A 21,800-nucleotide genomic window follows, 5' to 3' on the forward strand; every position below is an offset into this window, starting at 1 on the left:
CCGCAAAAGTAAGGAATAAATGGGAGTTCGTTATAAATAGTACAAAGTAGATGCCAATTTTTTACATGTATTTTCCAATTATAATCTTCTTACATTAACCCTGTTACCTGCTTTTGTGCCATAATTCAAGTTTATTGCCAACTATTTTGAGCGCGATAATTATCTCTTCCCTATCTTTAAACTTGTTTACTAACAATTTGGTTATTTACTTTGAAGAGAACGGTTTGAATAAACTCTTTCCGTTTAACGGTAAATTGCCACTAAATTTCAACCTCCTTGAACCGCGTTATAGACAACCACGGACGTCCCATTAGCTACCTGCGCCTTGCCGTTACTGACCGGTGCAATCTGCGTTGCTTTTATTGTATGCCCGAAGAAGGGATCAAATATGTTCCCAAACCGCATTTATTGACGTGGGAGGAAATGGAACGTGTGATTCGGATATTGGTCAGCATGGGCGTCGACAAAGTACGACTTACGGGCGGCGAGCCATTCGTTCGGCGCGGTATTATGGAATTTTTGGAAGAGATAAATAAAATTGACGGTCTTCGTCAAATAAATATTACCACCAACGGCGTACTGACGGCTCCGCTTATTCCCGAATTCCGGCGATTGGGTATCAAATCGGTCAATCTCAGTTTGGATACCCTTGACCGTCAGCGATTTTATGACATTACCCGTCGTGACGAATTTCAGAAAGTTTGGCAAACATTTGAAGCCCTGCAGGAGTATAACATTTCTACTAAGTTAAACTCCGTGGTAATGTCAGGAAAAAATACGGACGATATTATTCCAATGGCAGAACTTACGCGCACACACAATGTCAGCGTGCGTTTTATTGAAGAAATGCCTTTCAATGGTGACGGTGCTCATGAGTATCAGGAATTCTGGAATTATCGCAGAATTCTGGAGGAACTGAAAAAATCATATCCGGGCATTTATAAACTGCCGGACCCTCCCGCTTCCACTTCTTATAATTATCAGATTCCAGGCCACAAAGGTACCATTGGAATCATTGCGGCTTTCAGTCGAACCTTCTGCGGTACGTGCAATCGCCTGAGGATCACTCCTCAGGGACAGTTTAAAACCTGCCTTTACGATGACGGTGTTTTTAACATCAAAGACCTGTTACGTCAGGGATTGAATGATGAAAGCGTAAAGCAACGTATTTTTGAAGTACTTCAACACCGGGCCAAAGATGGCTTTGAAGCGGAAGCAAGACGTACGGTGGGTGAGGTATCGGAATCTATGTCAACGATCGGCGGCTAACCTTACTCATCATCTACTTTCACGTGCTTCCAGTTCTCTCCCGAGCGTATACGATTGAGTTGCGTGTGTGTTATTCCAAACTGTTTCGCAATCATTTTCAAGCGGCTCTTATCGCTTTTCAGCATTTTCTTGATCATTCTGACTTTGATCTCGGTCAGCTTGTAATTACGGGTTCGGGTAGGAAGTTTACGATTTATGACTGCCGGATTTTCGCGATTATGGTCAACCATTTCTACTTTTGTGACCCACTTGAGGTTTTCGGCACGATTGTTTTGTTTATCAAAATCAAGATGGATCACGTACTTGTGCAATTCACTTTCCTGTTTCAAAAACAATTCTGCCACCAATTTATGAACGTACTTATTAATGGTCTTTCCCCCCGCAATTCGAATATTAAGCGAACGGTACCCTTGAATTACCGAGCCTTTGATAATTACCGCCTTTTTTTCTTCGTTCTGAAAACTACGAAGGCGTCCATAATTAGAGACTTCATAGTGGGGTGGATTATCAATTCCCACAAACTCAATGGGGACCCACTTTTCATTCCAATAATTAATTGCTTTCTTATCACTCATTGCGTCGTTAATGAAAGTTAAAATTAGTAAGAAATACCATATATACGTTCGAGGGGTGTGATTAGAACACGTTTTAGCAACTTTTGTTTTGAAAAAAATCAGAATTCTTAAAAAAATGAAAAAAACACTCATTCTTGGTGCCTCCGGCAATCCGGCACGTTATTCATTTCTCGCAGCAAATCGACTGGTGCAGCATGGTCACCCCATTGTAATGCTGGGACTGAAAGAAGGGCAAGTGGCCGGCAATCAGATCCTAACCGGAAAACCTGGAGTTAAAGACATTGATACTGTAACGCTTTATATTGGGCCTCAACACCAACCCGAATGGTATGATTACATTCTTGCACTTCAACCTAAACGCGTAATTTTCAACCCCGGTACAGAAAATCCTGAATTTGAGCAACTCTTGAACAATAACGGCATTGAGGCAGAAGAAGCGTGTACTTTGGTCTTACTCTCGATCGGGCGTTATTAGGTTCAGTTAAAGAAGGCACAAAGACCTTCTCTAACTGTGAACGAACAGGGCTATACTTTCTATTTCTTCGGCCTCGACAAGTCCTTCATCAGTGATGTTTGACAAACGGAGCGTTTTCATTTCGTTGATCAATAAAGGATCATACTGCACGCTTACACGGACGTAATTTTCGGTAAAGCCCTGCATATACCCATTGACTACTTCGTCTTCAAATAAAACGGTTCGTTCGCTTCCCAATTGGCTTTCATAGAAAGCGCGGCGCTTTTTATCCGACAAAATATGCAACATCTTGGAACGCTCTGCCCGCTGTGATTGAGGAACAACCGGCTTAATATCAACCGCCAATGTATTGGGGCGTTCAGAATACGTAAAAACGTGCAAATAGGAAATATCCAATTCGTTTAAAAAATGATAGGTTTCCAAAAACTCATCATTGGTTTCGCCCGGATGTCCCACAATCACATCTACGCCAATGCAGCAATGCGGCATTAACTCCTTGATTTTGTTGACCCTCTCCACGTAAAGTTCGCGACGATAACGACGGCGCATCAAACCCAATATTTTATTGGAACCCGATTGCAGCGGAATATGAAAATGCGGCACAAAACGCTTTGATTGAGCCACAAAAGCGATGATCTCGTCCGTTAATAAATTGGGTTCGATCGAAGAAATACGGAAGCGTTCAATCCCCTCCACTTCATCCAACGCTTTGACCAATTCAAAAAATGTTTCTTTTCGTTGGCCGTTTTGCAGACCAAAATCGCCGATATTCACCCCCGTCAGCACAATTTCCTTCACACCGCGAGAAGCAATTTCGTGAGCTGATCTGACCACATTTTCAATGGTGTCAGAACGGCTTTTGCCGCGCGCCAACGGAATAGTGCAATACGCGCAGGGATAGTCGCAACCATCCTGCACTTTCAGAAAAGTACGCGTACGGTCATTGAGCGAATAGGCTACATGATAATCTACCGCATCTTCGATGGGCGAGGCAAACACTTTCCCTTTGGATTGCGAAGGCTCTTTGACAAATCCATCCAATAAATCGATCAATCTAAATTTTTCAGCGGCTCCCAAAACGGCATCCACACCCGGAATTTCCGAAATTTCCTTTGGTTTAAGCTGAGCATAACAACCGATAATGGCCACATATCCATCCGGATTGATCGCCTGCGCTTCACGGACGATCTTACGGCATTTCTTATCGGCATTTTCGGTTACCGAACACGTATTGACAATAAATATATCGGGTTGGTCATTGAATGCGACTTTCTTATACCCCCGCTGCTCAAACATCCGTGAAATACCGGACGTTTCAGAATAATTAAGTTTACAGCCTAATGTATAAAATGCTACTTTTTTCATCCTGCAAAATTAGTGATAATCAAGCTGATTGAGGTAAGGAGCGGTCGAAGTTTTTAGCATTTCCACCAAATCTGCGTCCATAAATCCATATTCATCCGGAATATTCAGGACAATGATTTGTTTTTCTGCACCTAAACTCAGGAACCAGGCCTTTAAAATCTCCCGGTGCTTTTTCTCCATCACAAAAATCAGATCGGCCCAATGAACCAATTTCTCCGAAATTTTTATCCGTGCCCGCGGCGATGTTCCCGCCGAACGTACTGAGAAAGTGGACTGATTTTTAAAAATTTCTTCTGCGGTAGGACTTCGCCACTGATTTCGGCTGCAAACAAAAAGAACGTTTACCATTTCTTCAAATTGCTTTCAATACTTTTGTGAGTCAAACAAAAAAAATATATGTTTGGTGCGTATTCCATAAACAGTTCAATCATTCCTCAAACTAAACCCTAAGAATGGCAAATATGCGATTTAAGGCCATCGAAACGGCCTACAACCGTACAGCGATCAGCGTATCCGGTCCCGGAGAAAAAGTAGCTGATTACTACGGTTCATATACATTTAACGACGACGTGATGAAAACGTTGTTAACTCCTGAAGCCTACCTTAAAGTATCCAATGCCATCAAATCAGGCTCCCGCATAGACCGCGAGATTGCCGACGAAGTTGCTGCGGCCATGAAAGCATGGGCCACTTCCAAAGGCGCTACGCATTATACTCATTGGTTTCAGCCGCTTACGGGCGGAACGGCCGAAAAACACGACGCTTTTTTTGATGTGACTCCTTCAGGCAAAGCCATTGAAAAATTCAAAGGGAGTGCCCTTGTACAGCAGGAACCCGACGCGTCTTCGTTTCCAAGCGGAGGTTTGCGTGCTACTTTTGAAGCCCGTGGCTACACCGGTTGGGACCCAAGCTCTCCGGCATTCTTAATGGACAATGGTGCCGGTGGTAAAACGCTCTGTATCCCCTCCGTCTTTATCTCCTATACGGGCGAGGCACTGGATTACAAAACGCCGATTTTGCGCGCATTACATGTGCTGGATAAAGCCGCTACTGCGGTAATGTATTACTTTGATCGCAACGTCGAAAAAGTTACTGCAACGCTCGGCCCGGAGCAGGAATATTTTTTGGTAGATAAAGCGCTTTACTACGCCCGCCCTGATTTGGTCATGGCCGGGCGCACCGTATTTGGGCACTCTCCTGCCAAAGGCCAACAATTGGAAGACCATTATTTTGGGTCCATTCCTCCACGCGTCAATGCGTTTATGGTCGATTTTGAGTATGAAGCATGGAAGTTGGGCATTCCGGTTCGCACCCGCCACAATGAAGTAGCGCCCGGCCAATTTGAATGCGCCCCGACCTTCGAAGAACTCAATCTGGCCATTGATCACAATGCGTTGTTGATGGATCTGATGAATAAAATCGCCGAACGTCATAATTACAAAGTGCTTTTCCACGAAAAACCTTTTGCGGGAATCAACGGAAGCGGAAAACACAACAACTGGTCAATGATGACCGACACAGGCGTTAACTTACTGGCACCCAGCACCAAACCAAAAGAAACATTACGGTTCTTAACGTTTTTGATGAACGTTGTAAAAGCCGTTCATGATCATGCCGATCTGCTACGCGCCTCTATTGCTTCAGCGGGCAATGAATATCGCCTTGGAGCCAATGAAGCGCCACCGGCTATTGTTTCTATTTTCTTGGGAGAAGAACTTATTCGATTGTTGGAAACCCTCGAAAATCGCGGCGAGATCCAATTGGAAAAAGGCGACAATGTATTTTATAAACTGGGCATTACGCGCACACCTCCTCTAATGCGCGACAATACCGACCGTAACCGTACCTCACCGTTTGCCTTTACGGGCAACAAATTTGAGTACCGCGCCGTGGGGGGAAGCGCCAACAGTGCTTCGCCTATGATCATTCTCAACACCATCGTGGCAAATCAGCTCCAAGAGTTTAGAAAAGAGTTGGAAGCGCGTCTTGAAACAGGGGAAAAGAAAGAATTGGCCATCGTAGATATTCTCAAAGATTACTACCGTGAATCCAAACGCATTCTTTTTCAAGGCAACGGGTACTCGGAAGATTGGGTACAGGAAGCGGCCAAACGCGGTCTTTCGAATATTGCCTCAGCCCCATTGGCTTTAGGGAAATACATTGATCCTGCTTCTATTCTGGTGCTCGAAAAGATGGGCGTTCTGAGTGAACGTGAAGTACACGCTCGCTACGAGATCGAACTGGAAAATTACATCAAAAAAGTCCAGATCGAATCGCGCGTCATTGGCGATCTGGCGCTTAATCACGTTGTTTCGACGGCGGTGAAATACCAACATCAATTAGCACAAACGGCAAAATCGTTGGTTGAGCTGGAATTGATCGACGAAGCACAACCACTGAAAGAACTCATCAAAGAAATCTCTCGACGAGTATCCATCATTAAGCAGGCAGTAGAAGCAATGACCGAAGCCCGCAAAAAAGCCAATAATACGGAAAGCATTCCCGAGCGCGCCGAGTTATACGGGTCAGAAGTAAAAGACTATTTTGATAAAATTCGCTACGAAGTCGATAAGCTTGAACTTCTGATCGATGACGAAGACTGGCCATTGGTAAAATACCGCGAAATGCTGTTCGTTAAATAGTATAAATCTTCTTCGTTTCTCATTAAAAAGCCGCCTGATAAGCGGCTTTTTTTATGCCGGAATTTTACCGTTTAATAAACTTTTTTTCCTCTTTTTATTCATCCAATTTATTTTGTCTTATCAATTCAAAAGCAAACATATATGAACACTCCCGAAACTCCCAATCCTGCTCATGCAGCCCTTGATGAGCAACACCGTCGCGTGGTTGAAATGGTTCACTGCTATGCTGAATCCGTAGGTTTATCCCGTGAGCAAACCTATAATGCAGAGCGTAAAAATTGGCGTTGGAAAAACGGCTCGGCCAATATTGAGGTCTTGATCGACAAATTGAATTTTTCCAATGGAAGCCGTCGTGATTACCTACGCGTATTTTCTCCGCTCATGACCATCCCGACCAATAATTTGCTGGCTTTTTACCGTCATCTGTTAGAACTAAACGATTCAAAACTAGGCGTAAAATTGACGATCATGCCCAATAGCCAAATGGTCTATGCCACTTATGAGCGCGACATTAAAGGGATGGATTACAGTGAATTGTCTACCTGTATTGCCGATTTGGAATATTGGGCTGACAAACTGGACGATGAACTCAAAGCGCAGTTTCCTAACTTATCAAATTAAGAATACGCATTAATTGTTTTTCCTACATGGTCGTTTTACAAAACGATTGGCTATTTTTACGCTTTCATAACTAGGTAACGTCAGCGTATTTGCAAGGATAAACAAGCTATGGTTTCTGAATTCGGCACTATTCTCTTATTTATATTTACGGCCATTGTCCTCATCGTTTCGATGCTGATGCTGGCCAAAGTGCTGCGGCCTCACAAGCCCAATGAAGAGAAATTAACGACCTATGAATCAGGCGAGGATCCCATAGGAAATGCCAACGTGCAATTCAACGTGCGTTTTTATGTAGTGGCGCTGGTCTTCCTTTTGTTTGAAGTGGAACTTGTTTTTTTATTTCCGTGGGCCGTTGTTTTTGGCCAAGCTCCTCTTATCCAACAAACAGGCGGTTTGTGGGGTTGGTTCTCGCTGGTGGAGATGTTGATTTTTGTGGGAATTTTGGTACTGGGCCTGGCTTACGCTTGGGGCAAAGGATATTTGGATTGGGTACGTCCTCAGCCTAAAGTACCTGTTTTGGATAGTAAAATACCCAATGATCTGTATCAGAAAGTGAACGAAAAATACGGCAAACAGCCTATAAATGTTAAATAGACGTTAGAGATGACTAGATCATTCTAACGTCTATTTAAACTTCTTACGGCTCTTAGTCCGGAGTTGTTATTTCACGCCTACGAGTTCTACTTCAAATATCAAGGCCTGACCCGCCAATGGGTGATTGGCATCTACCAAAATTTGCGAATCCGTTACATCCACTACCGTTACAGGCACAGGTTGTGGATTTCCGTCTTGGTGCATGTTTAATTGCATTCCTACCTCAAACGGAATATCGTCGGGTAGATCAGAACGGTTGAATGGAAAAACCAATTCATCCTGCGAAGGGCCGTAGGCCTCTTCTACCGGAATATCGATTGTTTTTTTATCTCCAATGCTCATTCCCTGAATTCCGTTGTCGAAGCCCGGAATCACCATTCCTGAGCCGAGTTCAAACTCCAATGGCTCACGTCCTTCCGACGAATCAAAAACAGTACCGTCGGTCAAGGTGCCTTTGTAATGTACCTTTACGGTATCTCCTGATTTTGCTACACTCATTTTGTTGTTGTTTTGAATGATTGATTTTATTGATTGCTCTATTTTAAGTTGTACTTGCTGAAATAAAATCAACTTCAATCCAACCTAAAAAGTTTTACTAATAAGCCCGCGCAAATAACACACGCCGACTTGAAGGTTGCCCCGTCAGAATACATTTACCTTCTTCTTCAGGAGCATTGTATGGAATACAACGAATTGTTGCTTTCGTTTCTTCTTTAATGCGTTCTTCGGTTTCGGAAGTTCCATCCCAGTGAGCCAAAATAAACCCTCCTTTATCGTCCAGGATTTTTTTAAACTCAGCATAATCATCTACCTGATAGGTATTTGCAGTACGGAACGCCAACGCTTTAGCATAAATATTCTGTTGAATATCTTCCAACAGCGTTTCAATTCTATCCACAATTCCTTCCAGCGGCACCGTCGTTTTTTCTTTTGTATCACGACGAGCCACCTCAACTGTGCCGTTTTCAAGGTCACGGGCACCCAGTGCTAAACGCACAGGCACACCTTTCAATTCATATTCGGCAAATTTCCAACCGGGCTTGTTGGCATCAGAATCATCGAATTTCACACTGATTCCTTTTTTGCGAAGGCCTGCCGTGATTTCTTTTACTTTCTCAAAAATCTGTGCCAGTTGTTCTTCACTACGGTAAATAGGAACGATCACCACTTGGATCGGTGCCAGTTTAGGCGGCAATACTAAGCCCGAATCATCCGAATGAGCCATTACAAGTGCTCCCATCAGGCGGGTACTTACCCCCCAGGAAGTTCCCCATACATACTCAAGCGTACCTGCTTTACTCTGGTATTTCACGTCAAAAGCCTTGGCAAAGTTTTGGCCTAAAAAGTGGGATGTTCCGGCTTGAAGTGCCTTTCCATCCTGCATCATGGCTTCAATACACAGTGTTTCTTCAGCCCCCGCAAAACGTTCATTGGCCGTTTTATACCCTTTTATAACGGGGATGGCGGCCCATTCTTCCGCAAAGCGCGCATAGACTTCCAGCATTTGACGAGTTTCGGCCATTGCTTCGTCAGAACTTGAGTGAGCGGTGTGTCCTTCCTGCCACAAAAATTCAGTGGTGCGCAAAAACAAACGGGTACGCATTTCCCAACGAACAACATTGGCCCATTGATTGATCAATAAAGGCAGATCGCGATACGATTGAATCCAATTTTTATATGTACTCCAAATAACCGTTTCGGAAGTAGGACGCACGATCAATTCTTCATCTAATTTAGCATCCGGGTCTACGATAACCCCGCTTCCATCAGGCGCATTTTTGAGGCGGTAATGTGTTACAACGGCACACTCTTTGGCGAAACCTTCTACGTGGCTCGCTTCTTTGCTTAAAAATGATTTGGGAATAAATAACGGGAAATAAGCATTCATGTGACCTGTTTCTTTAAACATATCATCCAATGCACGCTGCATTTTTTCCCAAATTGAAAAGCCGTACGGTTTGATGACCATGCACCCTCTTACGGCTGAATTTTCGGCCAAATCAGCCTTTTTTACTAATTCATTGTACCACTCAGAATAATTTTCACTACGGCTGGGTATCGCGTTTGCCATTGCTTTGTTTATGTAAATTTTTGTTTTAAACTTTATTGAATAGAATTATCGCTTCTGCTCACGTATCACACCGCTTAACTTCCTAATTCATAACTTCTTAAATACTGAAAAAACATTTTTTTATCCCAAAAAAACGTAAAATCCACACTCATACTATACTAATTGCTCGAAATCAGCAACTTGCGTTATTTAGTGTCGCAGTTACATTTATAATTATTTGATTTTCAGCACCTTTTACCATAAAATCCTTCCTTTTTTTTTCTAAAAAGTTCTTGCAAAGATACTTTTTTATCTTAAATTTGTGACGAAACTGAATCAATATCAGCCAAATTGACGTTCATAGTATATAGAGACTCTGATTTTCTTTTTAAATCGTAGGAACAAAAACTTTAAATAACCATGAAAACCTTTCGTTCACTCACCATTTTGTCGGCAGTAGGCTTGGTTAGTTTATGGGGGTGTAACTCTAAACAGTACACCGCCGGCAACGACGCCGAGTACGACGACCTTTACGGTAATTCATCCAGTGTAGCAGTAGCAGCAAAGTCGGGCAGTCAGGATGAAGAAAAAAGAAGCCTTCGCAATTACAATCCCGACTACACGACCGGCCAGCAACAGCCTAATACTAACGCTGAAAATTATGATTATTATGATGAATCCTATTTGAGTTCAAGAGGAATTCAACGTAATGTAGGTCCCAATGCTGGATACAATTCAGGATTTTCAGATGGATACCAAACAGCAATGAATAATAACTGGGGAAGTTATTGGAATAATCCGTATCGTTCGTATGGTATGAACAGTTTCGGTACCGGTTCGGCGTTGATGCTGGGCTTTGGCTACGGATACGGTTCTTATTTCGGCAATCCTTATCGTTTTGGATTCGGAAGCCCTTACGGTTATGGTTCTGCCTTTGCTTACAGCGATCCTTTCTATTCACCTTACTCGTATTATTCTCCATATTCTGCCTGGGGTGGATATTCAAGCTTTGGCAGTCCCTGGGGCTACAATTCGTTCTACTCACCTTACAGTTACTATGGAAGCAGCTATTATGGCTATGGTAACAGTTACTACGGGAATAACAACGTTTGGTACAACGGCCCCACCAACAACATTCAGATTGTTGACGCACGTCGTCGTCCCGGAACTGATTATTACAATCGTGTAGATCGTTCAGCCAACGCTTATAACCGCAATAACGACAACAGTCCCCGTTATACCAACGAAGGCCGTCGTCAGAGCTATGATCCTTCGGCCCGTACCAACAGCAGCACTTCAACAACGAGCGACGGATATTATTCCCGTCCACGCGGTGGCGCTGACCGTTCGTACGATGGTTATTCGTCTAATTCCGGCAGCCGCTCAAGCAGCACGTATAGCTCGCCTTCTTCGCAAAGTTCAGGCTATTCTTCCGGCACTCGCGGAGGAGCAACCCGCTCTTACGGCGATCAAAGCAGCAGTTCATACAGCAACCAGCGGAGCAGTTCTTATAGCAACAACAGTTCGAATTCTTATAACAACAGTAACAGCGGCCGAAGCAGCTACAGCAGCCCAAGCCCAAGTTATAGCAGTCCAAGCAGCAGCAGTAGCTCAAGCAGCAGTCACAGCAGCAGCGGCTCTTCACGCGGGCCACGCTAGCAGTAAGACATGGGTTAATGATTAAGAAATAATTCTTTTCTCATCTCAATAACCGTTCGTTCAGTAAAAAGAAATGACAAAATTCGCTTTCATAAAAAACCTCGCTATTTTTGAATGGCGAGGTTTTTTTATTACCAATAAATGTACTTTTAACAATAAATAACTCACACTATATTATATTATTTCAACGGGGAAATCGTTTTAAATCTGCCATGAGAACACGTCACATTTTAGTGGGAATTGTCGTCGGGATGACCTCAACTCACGTTTTTTCACAAAGTCGCCTTTATTCCAATGCGGCTGCCCAATTATCTCAAATTACTCAAAACGGAACGGCGCGTTTTCAGGGTGTAGGCGGAAATCAAACTGCACTTGGAGGAGATGCCAGCAATATTTTCGGCAACCCTGCGGGGCTTGCCTTTTTTAATCGCTCAGAGATCAGCCTTAGCCCTACTTTTTATTCCATCAATAACAAAGCGGGCTACATCGGCACTACCACGACCGATCAAAAGGCCAATGCGAACTTATCACAATTTTCATTGATCTTGGCCGGTAATCCTCAAAGCTATAACCGCGAATGGCGCCGCACTTCATTTGGGATCAGTTATTCCCGGCAGGTAAATGCAAACACACAATTTTCATACGGAGGCACCAACAATCGCAGCTCAATGATCGACAATATTGCGGAATTGGCAAGCGGCGTCTCGGTTACAACGCTTGAAAACGACTATAACAACGGCCGCCCCTACTCCATCGAATCCGCTTTTTACAATCTTTATCAAATTGACGCGCTGTCGGCCAATGGCCCTTATCGTCGCCCTGTTCCTTTATCACGGTCTTCGTTTCAACAAACCGGCAGTGTAGAATTATCGGGCGGCTCTTCTCAATGGACGTTTGCTTATGCCGGCAATTACGCTGACAAATTATACCTTGGTGTCTCAGGTGGTTTTTCACGTCATACGTACATCCGTCAACAGAACTATGCCGAACGCTTTGTCAACGGCGGCGCTTTTCGCGGACTGGATTATCGCGAGGATATAAACATCAACGGAACAGGAATCTTTCTGTCGGCGGGGGTGATTTATAAAGCCAATGAATTCCTGCAATTAGGCGCGTCCATTCACAGCCCAACATGGAGTAATATGCAAATGACGTATGAAGAAGAAGTAGGGGTAGACGTGGCTAACAACAGCGTTCCAATTTATGACTCTAACGGAAATCCCGTCACGAACGGGCAAGGACAGCAAGCTTTTGACCAATTGCCTACCAACCGCGTGACGCTCGAGCCTTACGATTTTGAATACAGTATGCGTACACCATTCCGAGCCACGGGAGGCGTTACTTTCTTCTTTGGTAAAAAAGGATTCATCACGGCAACGGCCGAATACGTAGGCTATAAAGGGATGGGGATCAGCACTTCCAGTGATAACCAGTTTCGCACCGATAATCGTCGCTTGATCCAATCTACCTACAACAATGTAGTGAATTTGCGCGCGGGGGGCGAAGCTCGGCTAAATACTTTCCGTATAAGAGCAGGTGTAGGTTATATGCCGAATATCTATAGCCAAAACTATAACGTCGAAGGCAAATTAAACCGCGCTAAGATTTCTTTTTCAGGCGGGTTAGGGTATCGTAACGAACGTTTTTACATTGATCTGGCGGGTACTTATTTGCAAACCAAGGATGCGTTTTCCCCTTATCAGCTCAATGATCCAAATAATTATTTTTCAGCTCAGTTGAACGTGAACAGCATCAATGTAGTAAGTTCCATCGGGTTGTTCTTCTAAATCAGCTACTCCCTTTATGCAAAAACCCGACGATGCCGTCGGGTTTTTGTTTTAACACCAATTGTGTTTTACTTATATCTTTCTTTCAGTAAATCCTTCATATACACATTTATATCCCACTGACTTGCTACCGGCAAATTCGTAAAGGGAAGCGTTGGCAAATAGCCCGGCGCAGGCCCAAATTCCGACGTGACGGTTAGCACCTGTGAGCCTTTCTTTCGATGCGTTTCCACTATTTTATCCCACCAACCAAGATGCGCCTCTAAACAGTATTTCCATTCCGGCGCACGCGGATCATTTACCTGCGGCCCTTCCGGGTGCCCTACCCTGCTGTGAATATGGTCGGTACGCTGAATAGAGCGTTCCATGTTGGCAACTTGATCGGCTAATAACGATTCCGATACATTGACCCAATGCGAAAAATCACCCGTGAGACGAAGTTCAGGAAAGGTCACAAAATAGTGTTGGGTAGCCGGGGCGCTGTATGTAAATCGCCCTCGGTGGGTTTCGTGCAATATTCGCACACCGGCAGCTTTTTGCACATCTAACGCGACTTGAATCAACTCACAATTTTGTTCATGCGAGAAATAATCTTTGCCCGTATGAGTATTGATAAAAAGCGGTTTGGCTGCCGCTATTTGTTCCAGATCCTGCTTGAATTTTGCTTTATGTTCCGGGAATTTATCCCCTCCGCCAAAAGCCATCAATATTGTTTCGAGCCCATGCTCGCGCATCACCCTGATTGCCTCGGCGGATTGGTTGGGCGATGCGGAAATTTCCATGCCATCGTAGCCGACGGCTTTTACTTTTTTGGCAGCATCGGCAAAGGAAAGGCTTTCCAAGCCCCATTTAGGGCAAAAGAATTTAAGTTGCATGAATTGTAAGCATTGAAATGTTAGTAACCCATTTAAGAACAAACAATCACAATTCTAATGCTTAGTTACAAAACAATCCTGTTTCCGGTGCAACAATTTCTTAATCTCTTATTGCGCCCGTGCGCCATGCTTCGACCATCGGATACCAGATGGGCTGGTATTCTACATAGCGCTGAAGTTCATAATGGTCTTCTACAAATTGGTTCGGACGGCGATTAAATGTGAAGTTGATTTCAGAAAAATTGGCTCGCTGTGAATAGACCCATACTTCACGGTCTTTGCTGCGTTGAACCCGATCAGGGGAACCCATGACGATAAAGATCATTCCTTTGTCTGTTTTCCAACCTTCTTTATAGCTGGTAAAAAGCCGATTTGCTTCTTCTACGCGATTATAAAAAACGCTTATGGTACGTTTGGCCAAATCAGTATTTCCATTCATCAACGTGAGCCAATAGCGATCAAGGGATTTCTTCGGGTCTTTTGTTCCCAGAAGCTCATTTATTTCCTGATTCTGACTCATGTACATGACCGGGCGAACCAACTCCGTAGGCCGTGTCATTTTAGGAAAACGTTTGTTGGTTACTACAATTCCAATGCCCGTAGCATCGGTTGTATCTTCCGTCATATAATATAATCCTTCTTTCGAAAAAGTAATCGGCGTACTCGTATTGATCATAAAAGTTGTATCAATCCCTAAAGTGCGCGGCGCATTGCGCGGGGTGGTATTCATGGGTGAAGTGGCCGCCTCAAAATCGTGTCTATAACGCATTACGTACAAAGGCTTCACCGTTTTGTTTATGTCTTTAATGAGCAATGTGTCGTTGACGTTGACGTAATTTTGGTGCATCAATACCTGACCCGTGCGCTCAAATAAAGCAAATCGGTCGCTGAGTTTTGGCGTGCTGAATCGAACCGCTAAATCATTAAGCACTTTTTTAGTGGTTCCGATCTCTGAGATTTCTGCCAAAAGAACCGCCGTAGCGTGATTGGCAGGCCTTTTCACCTCAAATCGAATCATGAATTTAGTAGAACTTAGCTGAATCACATTTTGCTCATTATTCAGAGGGATGTTGCCATAGCCCAAGCGCTCGCGAGATGCAAAATCAGGATAAAGAACGTAGTTAAGGGTAAATTTATCCGTAAAATCTTTCCATCGAATAGGCACACTGTTGGGCTTGGTCAGATCAACCCGCATAAAAACAGTGATCGAGTTGGTGTCTCTGCTTAAAAACTTACTTTTAATCCCCAAAATGGTTACATTGTCTACTCCTGTCGCAACCGCAGTTTGGGCTTCGCCTTTACGTTTCCTGTTTTTGGAAGGTTGCTGTGCTTCACTAACCACCGTGATTGCAAGCAAAAAAAATAAAATCAGGCCAATACGATTCATATATTCTTTTGTTTTGCCGCTTTGCAGTATATAAAAGCGGTCTCTTTTTACTTTCATAAAAACGTAAAAATCCACTTAATCGCGTATAATGGACCTATTTTTTCATCGAATTGATTTTGTCTAAATCAGTAGTTTGATAATGACGGTATACTTTCAGTATAATAGCCAGCGCTACTGCCGACTCTGCGGCCGCTACCACCATTACAAACAAGGCAAACAATTGGCCTTCAAGGTGTAAAGGGTCGTATTGAGAAAAAGCCACTAAATTGAGGTTGACCGCATTTAAAATCAATTCAACGCCAATCAGTACGGCAATGACATTACGTTTGGTAATCATGACAGCAAGTCCAATGCTGAACAATGCCGCCGCAACGATAAGGAAATAGTGGATCGGAACAACTGGTTGCATGATGCAATGTTAAGAAAAATATTCAAAAAAGAGGCGCTATTTTTGCCTTAATAAAAACCTTTTATCAATGTCTGAAGTCTCCGGTCGTCTCCCGCATTACCAACATTTGTACGAAACATTGCGTCAACAGCTCGTAAAAGGCGTTTATGAAATCGGCAGTTTATTGCCTTCTGAAAAAGAACTTCAGCAGACGTATAAATTAACACAACCTACTGTTCGCCAAGCGCTTTCGATGTTGGCCGAGGAAGGCTTCATCAAAAAATACCAAGGTAAGGGCAGTGTAGTGCAACCACTTCCCATCGGTTTGGGAATGCTGTCGATCAAACCGCACCACCCCAACCACACTCTCAAAGAAGAAGATATCCGAACCGAGATACTTAAAAAGCCTCAGTTAATGCCATTTCCTGAACATTTTCTTTTTACTCCCCCTAATACCGCCGGCGCTTTTTATTATCTGGAGCGTTTGCGACGGGTCAATGAAGAAGTGATTTTCTATGAAAGATTGGCTTTCCCGTCGGCTGAAGTGCCTGATTTTCATAAACAAAAATTAGAAAATCGCTCGCTGTTCGGCGTTTTTCGAAATCGTTATAATGTTATTGTAAAAGGTGGTGAAGAGAAAGTTTGGGCTACTGCGGCACAAGCGCCATTGACAACTATTATGGGCATTGCTGAAAATACGCCCGTTTTGCGTCTCGAAAAATGCATCGAAACCAATCGGCCTCATTTTACCATCTATTCTTCGCTGTATGCATGTACGGGCACTTATTTGCTGAAAGGAAGATTTTGAGAATATCTCTGAATACTTTTATCTTTGGAAAACATTCATCCAACCCTCGCTTTATCATGGGATTATTATCAACACTGAAACAAAAGGCCATTGCCACCAAAGAACAATTGTTTCCACAAACGGAATTTGATGAAGAAACACTTCCGTGGATCGATCGGGCTGACGCCAATGTGGATGAATTCATAAAAAAGTATAAACCAAAATTTGAGGTTTCTTACAACTTGGCGGAAAAATTGAAGTTTTGGCAAAAAAACGGATATGTTATTCTTGAGCAGTCCATTCAATCAGAATTACTTGATCTGTTTTGGGCAGATGTGGAAGAATTGGTAGAGCATCCGCAAAAATATAAAATGTGGGCCCGGATTGACCTTCCAAAGTTTGACCCCGTTCGCGAGCGTCATATTGAAGAATTTACAAAAGATGATCTTAAAGAGAAATACGTCAAACTAAATGACTTCCATAACCTTTCGGTAGCAGGCAAGAAGTTAATGACTCACCCGGCCATTGTTAATTTTCTGGATGCTGTTTTTCAGCAAAAGACGGTAGTTATGCAAAGCCTGACGTTTATGTATGGCAGCCAGCAACCTACTCACCAAGACTTTCCGTGGGTTACAGCCAAAATCCCGAGCCATTTGGCCGCAGCGTGGATTCCTTTGGAAGATATAAAAATTGATTCAGGTCCGTTGTATTATTATATAGGCTCCCACAAAATGCCAAAATTCAATTTCGGCAACGGCATTTTATACAACAACCGCTCTACCAGAACCGCGCTCGAATTTGCCGATTATCTTGATACAAAATGTGCTGATCTAAAACTCCCGAAAGATACACTTCTCATTAAAAGAGGTGACGTATTGATCTGGCATGCTGCCTTGGCGCACGGTGGTGGTATCATTACCAATCCTGACCAAACGCGTAAATCGTATGTGTGCCATTACACGACAGAAGAAGCCCTTCCTTTTCACCGCCATCGGTTCGGGCAACCTCCTGTGACAGAACATTATAACGGCGTAGGTATTTATCAAAACCCTGATTTTGGAGTTCAGGAAAATATATTGAAAGCGGGCGAAAAATGGGAGAATAAATAAGGTAAGCGAATTAGCTTAATCATTGATGTGCCTGATTCGAAAGCGCAATAATACCCATAATACCAAATATAGCATACTTAACAATAGGCCAAATTCGAAGCTTAGAATTAATGCAGTGCGGTCGGTAAGACTTTGCCAGACCGCACTCAATAATTCATCAGGATTGTGGATAATGTCCCAACTGTTCCAACGACGAATACGACCCAAATAAATGCCGAAACCGGCTGTTGGCAAGCTGATTACCAATAAAATGTTCCCTATTGTATTTGTATATGTTTTTTGCCAACTGCGGTGCATCCAATACAGAGAGATAAGTCCGTTGAAAAGGCTTACTTCGGCGTAATAAAACAGCATAATGATATCGTGCCATGTAAGATCACTTCCCATATCGACCGATAAATGCAGCAGATCGGTGATCATATAAGGGGCATTTGGAAAAAAAAGCAACCAGCCAATACTCCAAAACGCTACCCATTTAGGCAATTTACCAAACCGTTTTACCGTCACGTCTACCATAAAAGCAATCAGGACCGGAATCCAACTTAAAAATAAATTCCAATCCATTGAGAAATCGACGGCTTCTTTAAATTGGATACGTATCATGTGATACGTAAGCGCAACTAAACTCAAAAGTAAAAGGAGTAAAAGCGGATAAAGCCCTTCCACTGTGATAATTGGAGGGTCGGAAATAAAGAAGCGATACTTCCAAAATCGATTAAATAAACGTTTCAGCAAAGCATGTGTGTATTGATTTCTTACAAGAACGTCTAAATCATCCTCTCCGTTTATCTTTCCTGTGAAAAGTTTTCTCCTCTTACGTAAAATACATTTTTAAGTTATATTTTTTCATTTCTTATTACAATTACCTTACATTCAACTCTTTGACCGACATGAGCCAATCTATACAAGGGAGATTATCGGCTTCCACTAAAGAGCAACCGGATACTGACAGATGATCTTGCGGCAGGGAATACAAAAGAACTTATTCTTCCACATTCTTTCTCTTATTCTACAGGAATATAGCAAAACCGGATAAATCCTATTTCTCATTCAGTTATTTTCCGTAATTTGGCACGGTAAAACAAAAAATCACAAACACTCACCGGAATACCTATTATGAACATCCACGAGTACCAAGGTAAAGAAATACTCAAAAAATACGGTGTCCGTATTCAAGACGGCATCGTGGTAGATACCCCTGAGCGCGCCGTAGAAGCTTATCGTTCTATTGCTGAGCGTACAGGTTCTAAATTCGTCGTTGTAAAATCGCAGATCCACGCGGGTGGGCGCGGTAAAGGTCAGATCAAGGGATTGGAACAACGCGGTGTGCAAGTCGCAAAATCACCTGACCAAGTGCGTGAAATCGCTACCAACCTTTTGGGTAATGTTTTGGTTACTCACCAAACGGGTCCTGAAGGTAAAAAAGTAAACAAAATCTTTTTGGCGGAAGATGCCTACTATCCGGGCGCTTCTGAACCCAAAGAATTTTATATTTCCATTCTGCTCGACCGTGCCAAAGGTTGCCCCGTTATCATGGCAAGTACCGAAGGTGGTATGGACATTGAAGAAGTAGCTGAGCATACACCCGAAAAGATCATCAAAGAGTGGGTTGACCCTCGTGTAGGCTTGCAGGGATTTCAGGCACGTAAAATTGCCTTCGCTTTCGGATTGTCAGGCAATGCCTTCAAAGAAATGGTGAAATTTATCACTTCTTTGTATACTGCTTATTGGGAATCGGATGCGTCTATGTTTGAGATCAACCCTGTGTTGAAAACTTCAGACGATAAGATCATGGCCATTGATGCAAAAGTGAATTTGGACGATAACGCCCTGATTCGCCACGCTGATTTGGCCCTGATGCGCGATACCAACGAAGAAGATCCCCTCGAAGTGGAAGCGGGAGAAAGCAACCTTAACTACGTAAAACTCGACGGCAACGTAGGTTGTATGGTAAACGGTGCCGGTTTGGCCATGGGAACCATGGATTTGATCAAACTTTCAGGCGGTGAGCCTGCCAACTTCCTCGACGTAGGGGGTGGTGCCAATGCCAAAACGGTAGAGGCCGGATTCCGTATCATCCTGAAAGACCCTAACGTTAAGGCCATCCTTATCAATATCTTTGGAGGTATCGTTCGTTGCGACCGTGTGGCAACCGGTGTTGTAGAAGCCTATAAGGCCATCGGGAATATTCCGGTGCCGATCATCGTGCGTCTGCAGGGAACCAACGCCGAAGAAGGTGCGCGCATCATCAATGAATCAGGTTTGAAAGTATTTTCAGCCATTGAATTCAAAGAAGCTGCTGCCAAAGTAACTGAAGTATTGAAGTCTTTGGGTGTAAACTAGAAGATTTAGGTATAGTATTTAAGGGTGCATCGTTAATGCACCCTTTTTTTATGAATTAAAAAGCTCATTTAACCATTCCACAAATTTTCTGCAAACTTCTGAATCAGTGGTTAAGTAAGTTTTGGTAATTGCCAATCCCATAGGAGTTCCCGGATCTTCTTGCCAAGCCAGCCAAGTATGAATACGAGCTTTGGATTTATGGATAAGGTGATATTTATTATACGCTTCTCTCTCAAGTTTCTCTAAAACCAAGTCAGCCTCCGCCAAAAGGAAATCATCTTCAGGAATAAGATGTTTGACAAAATCTTCCAACATCCCTTCGGCATCGTTATCAGGCATCAACCATAACCCAATATCAGGATTTCGCTCTTCCCCTCTTAAAATTGTGCCATTAGGATCAGGCACTTGAGGAACATTATATCCCAGTTGTTCAAGCGAATACTTAAGTGATTCCCAACGAGTACGTAGATTTTCATCCGCATCAACAATTATTCCTATGACTTCAACATTTGGTCTCTTTTTTAAACAATACGACTCAATTTTCCCATACACATTTGGAAACCCTTTGCTATCATCTATATAAAAAACAGGGAGCTGCTCTCCTGCATAATTTTTCCAAATGTTGGCGATAACATGTAAATCATCGTTGCCTTCTACTATTAGAAATTTTTTAAAGTGTTTCGGATTTAAGATACTCATCGTGGGTCAACGTGTAAACGGGTGGTGTTTTGAATTTCATTTGCGTCATAGACTGTTGCTTCGATGGTATCTTTAAAATTATCCAATCGAATCATTACCCCTGAGTCTTTCGCATATTTTCCACCGTTGAGTACTTCCGAAAACGCATCTATACAATCGTAGCTATGCGTAGTTGCAAAAACCTGAACATTAAGCCGTTCTGCCAAATGAAAAATAATTTCCCATAATTTTTCCTGAACAGAATAATGAAGTCCATTCTCAAACTCATCAATCAGTAGATAACCATTTTCACAATTAACCATCGCCAATATAATGGTGAGGATGCGGTTAATGCCATCTCCCATGGATCGCAGCGGTAAAGGGCTGGTATAACCTTTAACTTTACAAATTGCGTACTCTGTATCTTCATGGCGCTGGAATGAGATTCTTTCGATATTATCATCCAAAATTCTTAATCCCTTTACAACTTCTTCTTCTAAGTCAGTTAATTGGGTTTTACGCCATAAATCAGCTACCAATTCTTCGTCCATACTGCTAGCCGAAACAAATAAAACCTTTGGTAAAGATTCAAATTCCGCTTCCGAATCAGCGAGAAACTCAGAAATATTTTCTCTCGTAAAAGGTCTAAATTTGATTTTTTCATTAATCTTACATTCCAAGCCCAATTTTGCACCTTGAATATCTGTCCCTACTTCCTTTTTGTACGAATAGATTTTTCCGAATACTTCTGGAAGTCCTTGAGGTGCATCTGCCAGATTTTCAAAAGAATTAGCATCAATATATCTCACAAAGCGAAGACTAAGAGTGCTCAAAGGGGCAACAATTTGTATCGCATCATCCTGAGAAAACAATACTTTTCGTTGGAAAAAGATGTTAGAAAGATTTTTAAACTGTTCATAAGGTGTCAACTCCTCAATCTCGAAATACTCTTTTCTTTTTTGAAGTAATTTAAATATCCAATCAAATTTGCCTTCCAAAGCCCAAATACTTACTGCCTCAAGTACACTCGTTTTCCCCGTATTATTCTTACCCACTATCAAATTCACACGCCCTAATTTATCTATTTTGAGATGTTTGAGGTTTCGATAATTACGTATTTCCAATGATTTAAGCATAATTTCCCCTGTCATGTATTTACTCAAAAGTAATGTTTTTGGTTAAATAGGCCAAAAATC

General features: G+C 42.7%; 21 protein-coding genes. 10 read left to right on the top strand and 11 right to left on the bottom strand.

From position 1 onward, the window contains the following. Positions 1–276 precede the first annotated feature (276 nt). Entirely contained in the window at positions 277–1,269 is a 993-nt protein-coding gene (gene moaA / locus ACQY73_RS05190; protein ID WP_428662411.1) for a GTP 3',8-cyclase MoaA, read from the top strand. Between the two features lie 2 nt (positions 1,270–1,271). Here moaA and ACQY73_RS05195 read toward each other — a convergent pair whose 3' ends face one another. Next, positions 1,272–1,844 (bottom strand): HNH endonuclease, encoded by a 573-nt coding sequence (locus ACQY73_RS05195; RefSeq protein WP_428662414.1) that lies wholly within the window; start codon positions 1,842–1,844, stop codon positions 1,272–1,274. A 115-nt stretch (positions 1,845–1,959) separates the two neighbouring features. On the opposite strand from ACQY73_RS05195, the gene ACQY73_RS05200 reads away from it, so the two are divergent. Beyond that, positions 1,960–2,319: a CoA-binding protein gene (locus ACQY73_RS05200; protein ID WP_428662417.1), complete on the top strand. Its 360-nt coding sequence runs from the start codon at positions 1,960–1,962 to the stop codon at positions 2,317–2,319. 30 nt (positions 2,320–2,349) lie between these two features. Here ACQY73_RS05200 and mtaB read toward each other — a convergent pair whose 3' ends face one another. Both mtaB and ACQY73_RS05210 read right to left on the bottom strand, forming a co-directional pair. Continuing rightward, entirely contained in the window at positions 2,350–3,684 is a 1,335-nt protein-coding gene (gene mtaB / locus ACQY73_RS05205; RefSeq protein ID WP_428662420.1) for a tRNA (N(6)-L-threonylcarbamoyladenosine(37)-C(2))-methylthiotransferase MtaB, read from the bottom strand. A 9-nt stretch (positions 3,685–3,693) separates the two neighbouring features. After that, a complete protein-coding gene (locus tag ACQY73_RS05210; protein WP_428662423.1) occupies positions 3,694–4,032 on the bottom strand; it encodes a low molecular weight protein tyrosine phosphatase family protein in 339 nt (112 codons plus the stop codon). Positions 4,033–4,136: 104 nt separating this feature from the next. Here ACQY73_RS05210 and ACQY73_RS05215 point away from each other — a divergent pair, with 104 nt between their 5' ends. The 3 genes from ACQY73_RS05215 to ACQY73_RS05225 all read left to right on the top strand — a co-directional run bounded on the left by ACQY73_RS05215 (position 4,137) and on the right by ACQY73_RS05225 (position 7,541). Continuing rightward, the gene (locus ACQY73_RS05215) at positions 4,137–6,326 is read left to right on the top strand and encodes a glutamine synthetase III (RefSeq protein WP_428662426.1); all 2,190 of its coding nucleotides are present in this window, start codon (positions 4,137–4,139) and stop codon (positions 6,324–6,326) included. A 141-nt stretch (positions 6,327–6,467) separates the two neighbouring features. Beyond that, entirely contained in the window at positions 6,468–6,947 is a 480-nt protein-coding gene (locus ACQY73_RS05220) for a YbjN domain-containing protein (protein WP_428662429.1), read from the top strand. 108 nt (positions 6,948–7,055) lie between these two features. Further along, positions 7,056–7,541, top strand: a complete 486-nt coding sequence (locus ACQY73_RS05225; protein ID WP_428662432.1) for an NADH-quinone oxidoreductase subunit A — start codon at positions 7,056–7,058, stop codon at positions 7,539–7,541. 66 nt (positions 7,542–7,607) lie between these two features. Here ACQY73_RS05225 and ACQY73_RS05230 read toward each other — a convergent pair whose 3' ends face one another. Together ACQY73_RS05230 and proS are read right to left on the bottom strand one after the other, a co-directional pair. Beyond that, positions 7,608–8,039 carry an FKBP-type peptidyl-prolyl cis-trans isomerase gene (locus ACQY73_RS05230; protein ID WP_428662434.1) on the bottom strand — a complete coding sequence of 144 codons (432 nt, stop codon included), beginning with the start codon at positions 8,037–8,039 and terminating at the stop codon, positions 7,608–7,610. Positions 8,040–8,136: 97 nt separating this feature from the next. Beyond that, positions 8,137–9,612 carry a proline--tRNA ligase gene (proS, locus tag ACQY73_RS05235; protein WP_428662437.1) on the bottom strand — a complete coding sequence of 492 codons (1,476 nt, stop codon included), beginning with the start codon at positions 9,610–9,612 and terminating at the stop codon, positions 8,137–8,139. A gap of 399 nt (positions 9,613–10,011) precedes the next feature. On the opposite strand from proS, the gene ACQY73_RS05240 reads away from it, so the two are divergent. Next, a complete protein-coding gene (locus ACQY73_RS05240) occupies positions 10,012–11,250 on the top strand; it encodes a hypothetical protein (protein ID WP_428662439.1) in 1,239 nt (412 codons plus the stop codon). A gap of 212 nt (positions 11,251–11,462) precedes the next feature. Then, the gene (locus tag ACQY73_RS05245; RefSeq protein WP_428662442.1) at positions 11,463–13,037 is read left to right on the top strand and encodes an OmpP1/FadL family transporter; all 1,575 of its coding nucleotides are present in this window, start codon (positions 11,463–11,465) and stop codon (positions 13,035–13,037) included. A 68-nt stretch (positions 13,038–13,105) separates the two neighbouring features. On the opposite strand, the gene ACQY73_RS05250 is transcribed toward ACQY73_RS05245, so the two are convergent. The 3 genes from ACQY73_RS05250 to nuoK form a co-directional block, all read right to left on the bottom strand. Further along, on the bottom strand, positions 13,106–13,912 hold the full coding sequence (locus ACQY73_RS05250) for a sugar phosphate isomerase/epimerase family protein (RefSeq protein ID WP_428662444.1): 807 nt from the start codon (positions 13,910–13,912) through the stop codon (positions 13,106–13,108). 100 nt (positions 13,913–14,012) lie between these two features. Further along, positions 14,013–15,299 carry a GWxTD domain-containing protein gene (locus ACQY73_RS05255; protein WP_428662447.1) on the bottom strand — a complete coding sequence of 429 codons (1,287 nt, stop codon included), beginning with the start codon at positions 15,297–15,299 and terminating at the stop codon, positions 14,013–14,015. A 94-nt stretch (positions 15,300–15,393) separates the two neighbouring features. Then, a complete protein-coding gene (gene nuoK, locus ACQY73_RS05260) occupies positions 15,394–15,708 on the bottom strand; it encodes an NADH-quinone oxidoreductase subunit NuoK (RefSeq protein ID WP_428662449.1) in 315 nt (104 codons plus the stop codon). 67 nt (positions 15,709–15,775) lie between these two features. Between nuoK and ACQY73_RS05265 the strand changes: the two genes are divergently transcribed. Both ACQY73_RS05265 and ACQY73_RS05270 read left to right on the top strand, forming a co-directional pair. Continuing rightward, on the top strand, positions 15,776–16,495 hold the full coding sequence (locus ACQY73_RS05265; RefSeq protein WP_428662451.1) for a GntR family transcriptional regulator: 720 nt from the start codon (positions 15,776–15,778) through the stop codon (positions 16,493–16,495). A gap of 56 nt (positions 16,496–16,551) precedes the next feature. Then, entirely contained in the window at positions 16,552–17,583 is a 1,032-nt protein-coding gene (locus ACQY73_RS05270) for a phytanoyl-CoA dioxygenase family protein (RefSeq protein WP_428662454.1), read from the top strand. A 15-nt stretch (positions 17,584–17,598) separates the two neighbouring features. On the opposite strand, the gene ACQY73_RS05275 is transcribed toward ACQY73_RS05270, so the two are convergent. Next, on the bottom strand, positions 17,599–18,318 hold the full coding sequence (locus tag ACQY73_RS05275; protein WP_428662457.1) for a DUF1361 domain-containing protein: 720 nt from the start codon (positions 18,316–18,318) through the stop codon (positions 17,599–17,601). Between the two features lie 381 nt (positions 18,319–18,699). Between ACQY73_RS05275 and sucC the strand changes: the two genes are divergently transcribed. Next, positions 18,700–19,926 carry an ADP-forming succinate--CoA ligase subunit beta gene (gene sucC / locus ACQY73_RS05280; RefSeq protein ID WP_428662460.1) on the top strand — a complete coding sequence of 409 codons (1,227 nt, stop codon included), beginning with the start codon at positions 18,700–18,702 and terminating at the stop codon, positions 19,924–19,926. A gap of 48 nt (positions 19,927–19,974) precedes the next feature. Here the strand turns inward: sucC and ACQY73_RS05285 are convergent, their stop codons facing one another. Further along, on the bottom strand, positions 19,975–20,625 hold the full coding sequence (locus tag ACQY73_RS05285; protein ID WP_428662463.1) for a DUF3226 domain-containing protein: 651 nt from the start codon (positions 20,623–20,625) through the stop codon (positions 19,975–19,977). After that, positions 20,622–21,767 (bottom strand): AAA family ATPase, encoded by a 1,146-nt coding sequence (locus ACQY73_RS05290; RefSeq protein WP_428662466.1) that lies wholly within the window; start codon positions 21,765–21,767, stop codon positions 20,622–20,624. The genes ACQY73_RS05285 and ACQY73_RS05290 overlap by 4 nt, the downstream gene beginning before the upstream one ends. Positions 21,768–21,800 lie beyond the last annotated feature (33 nt).

It is taken from the genome of Runella sp., from assembly GCF_965279615.1.
In the GTDB taxonomy this organism is placed as follows: domain Bacteria; phylum Bacteroidota; class Bacteroidia; order Cytophagales; family Spirosomataceae; genus Runella.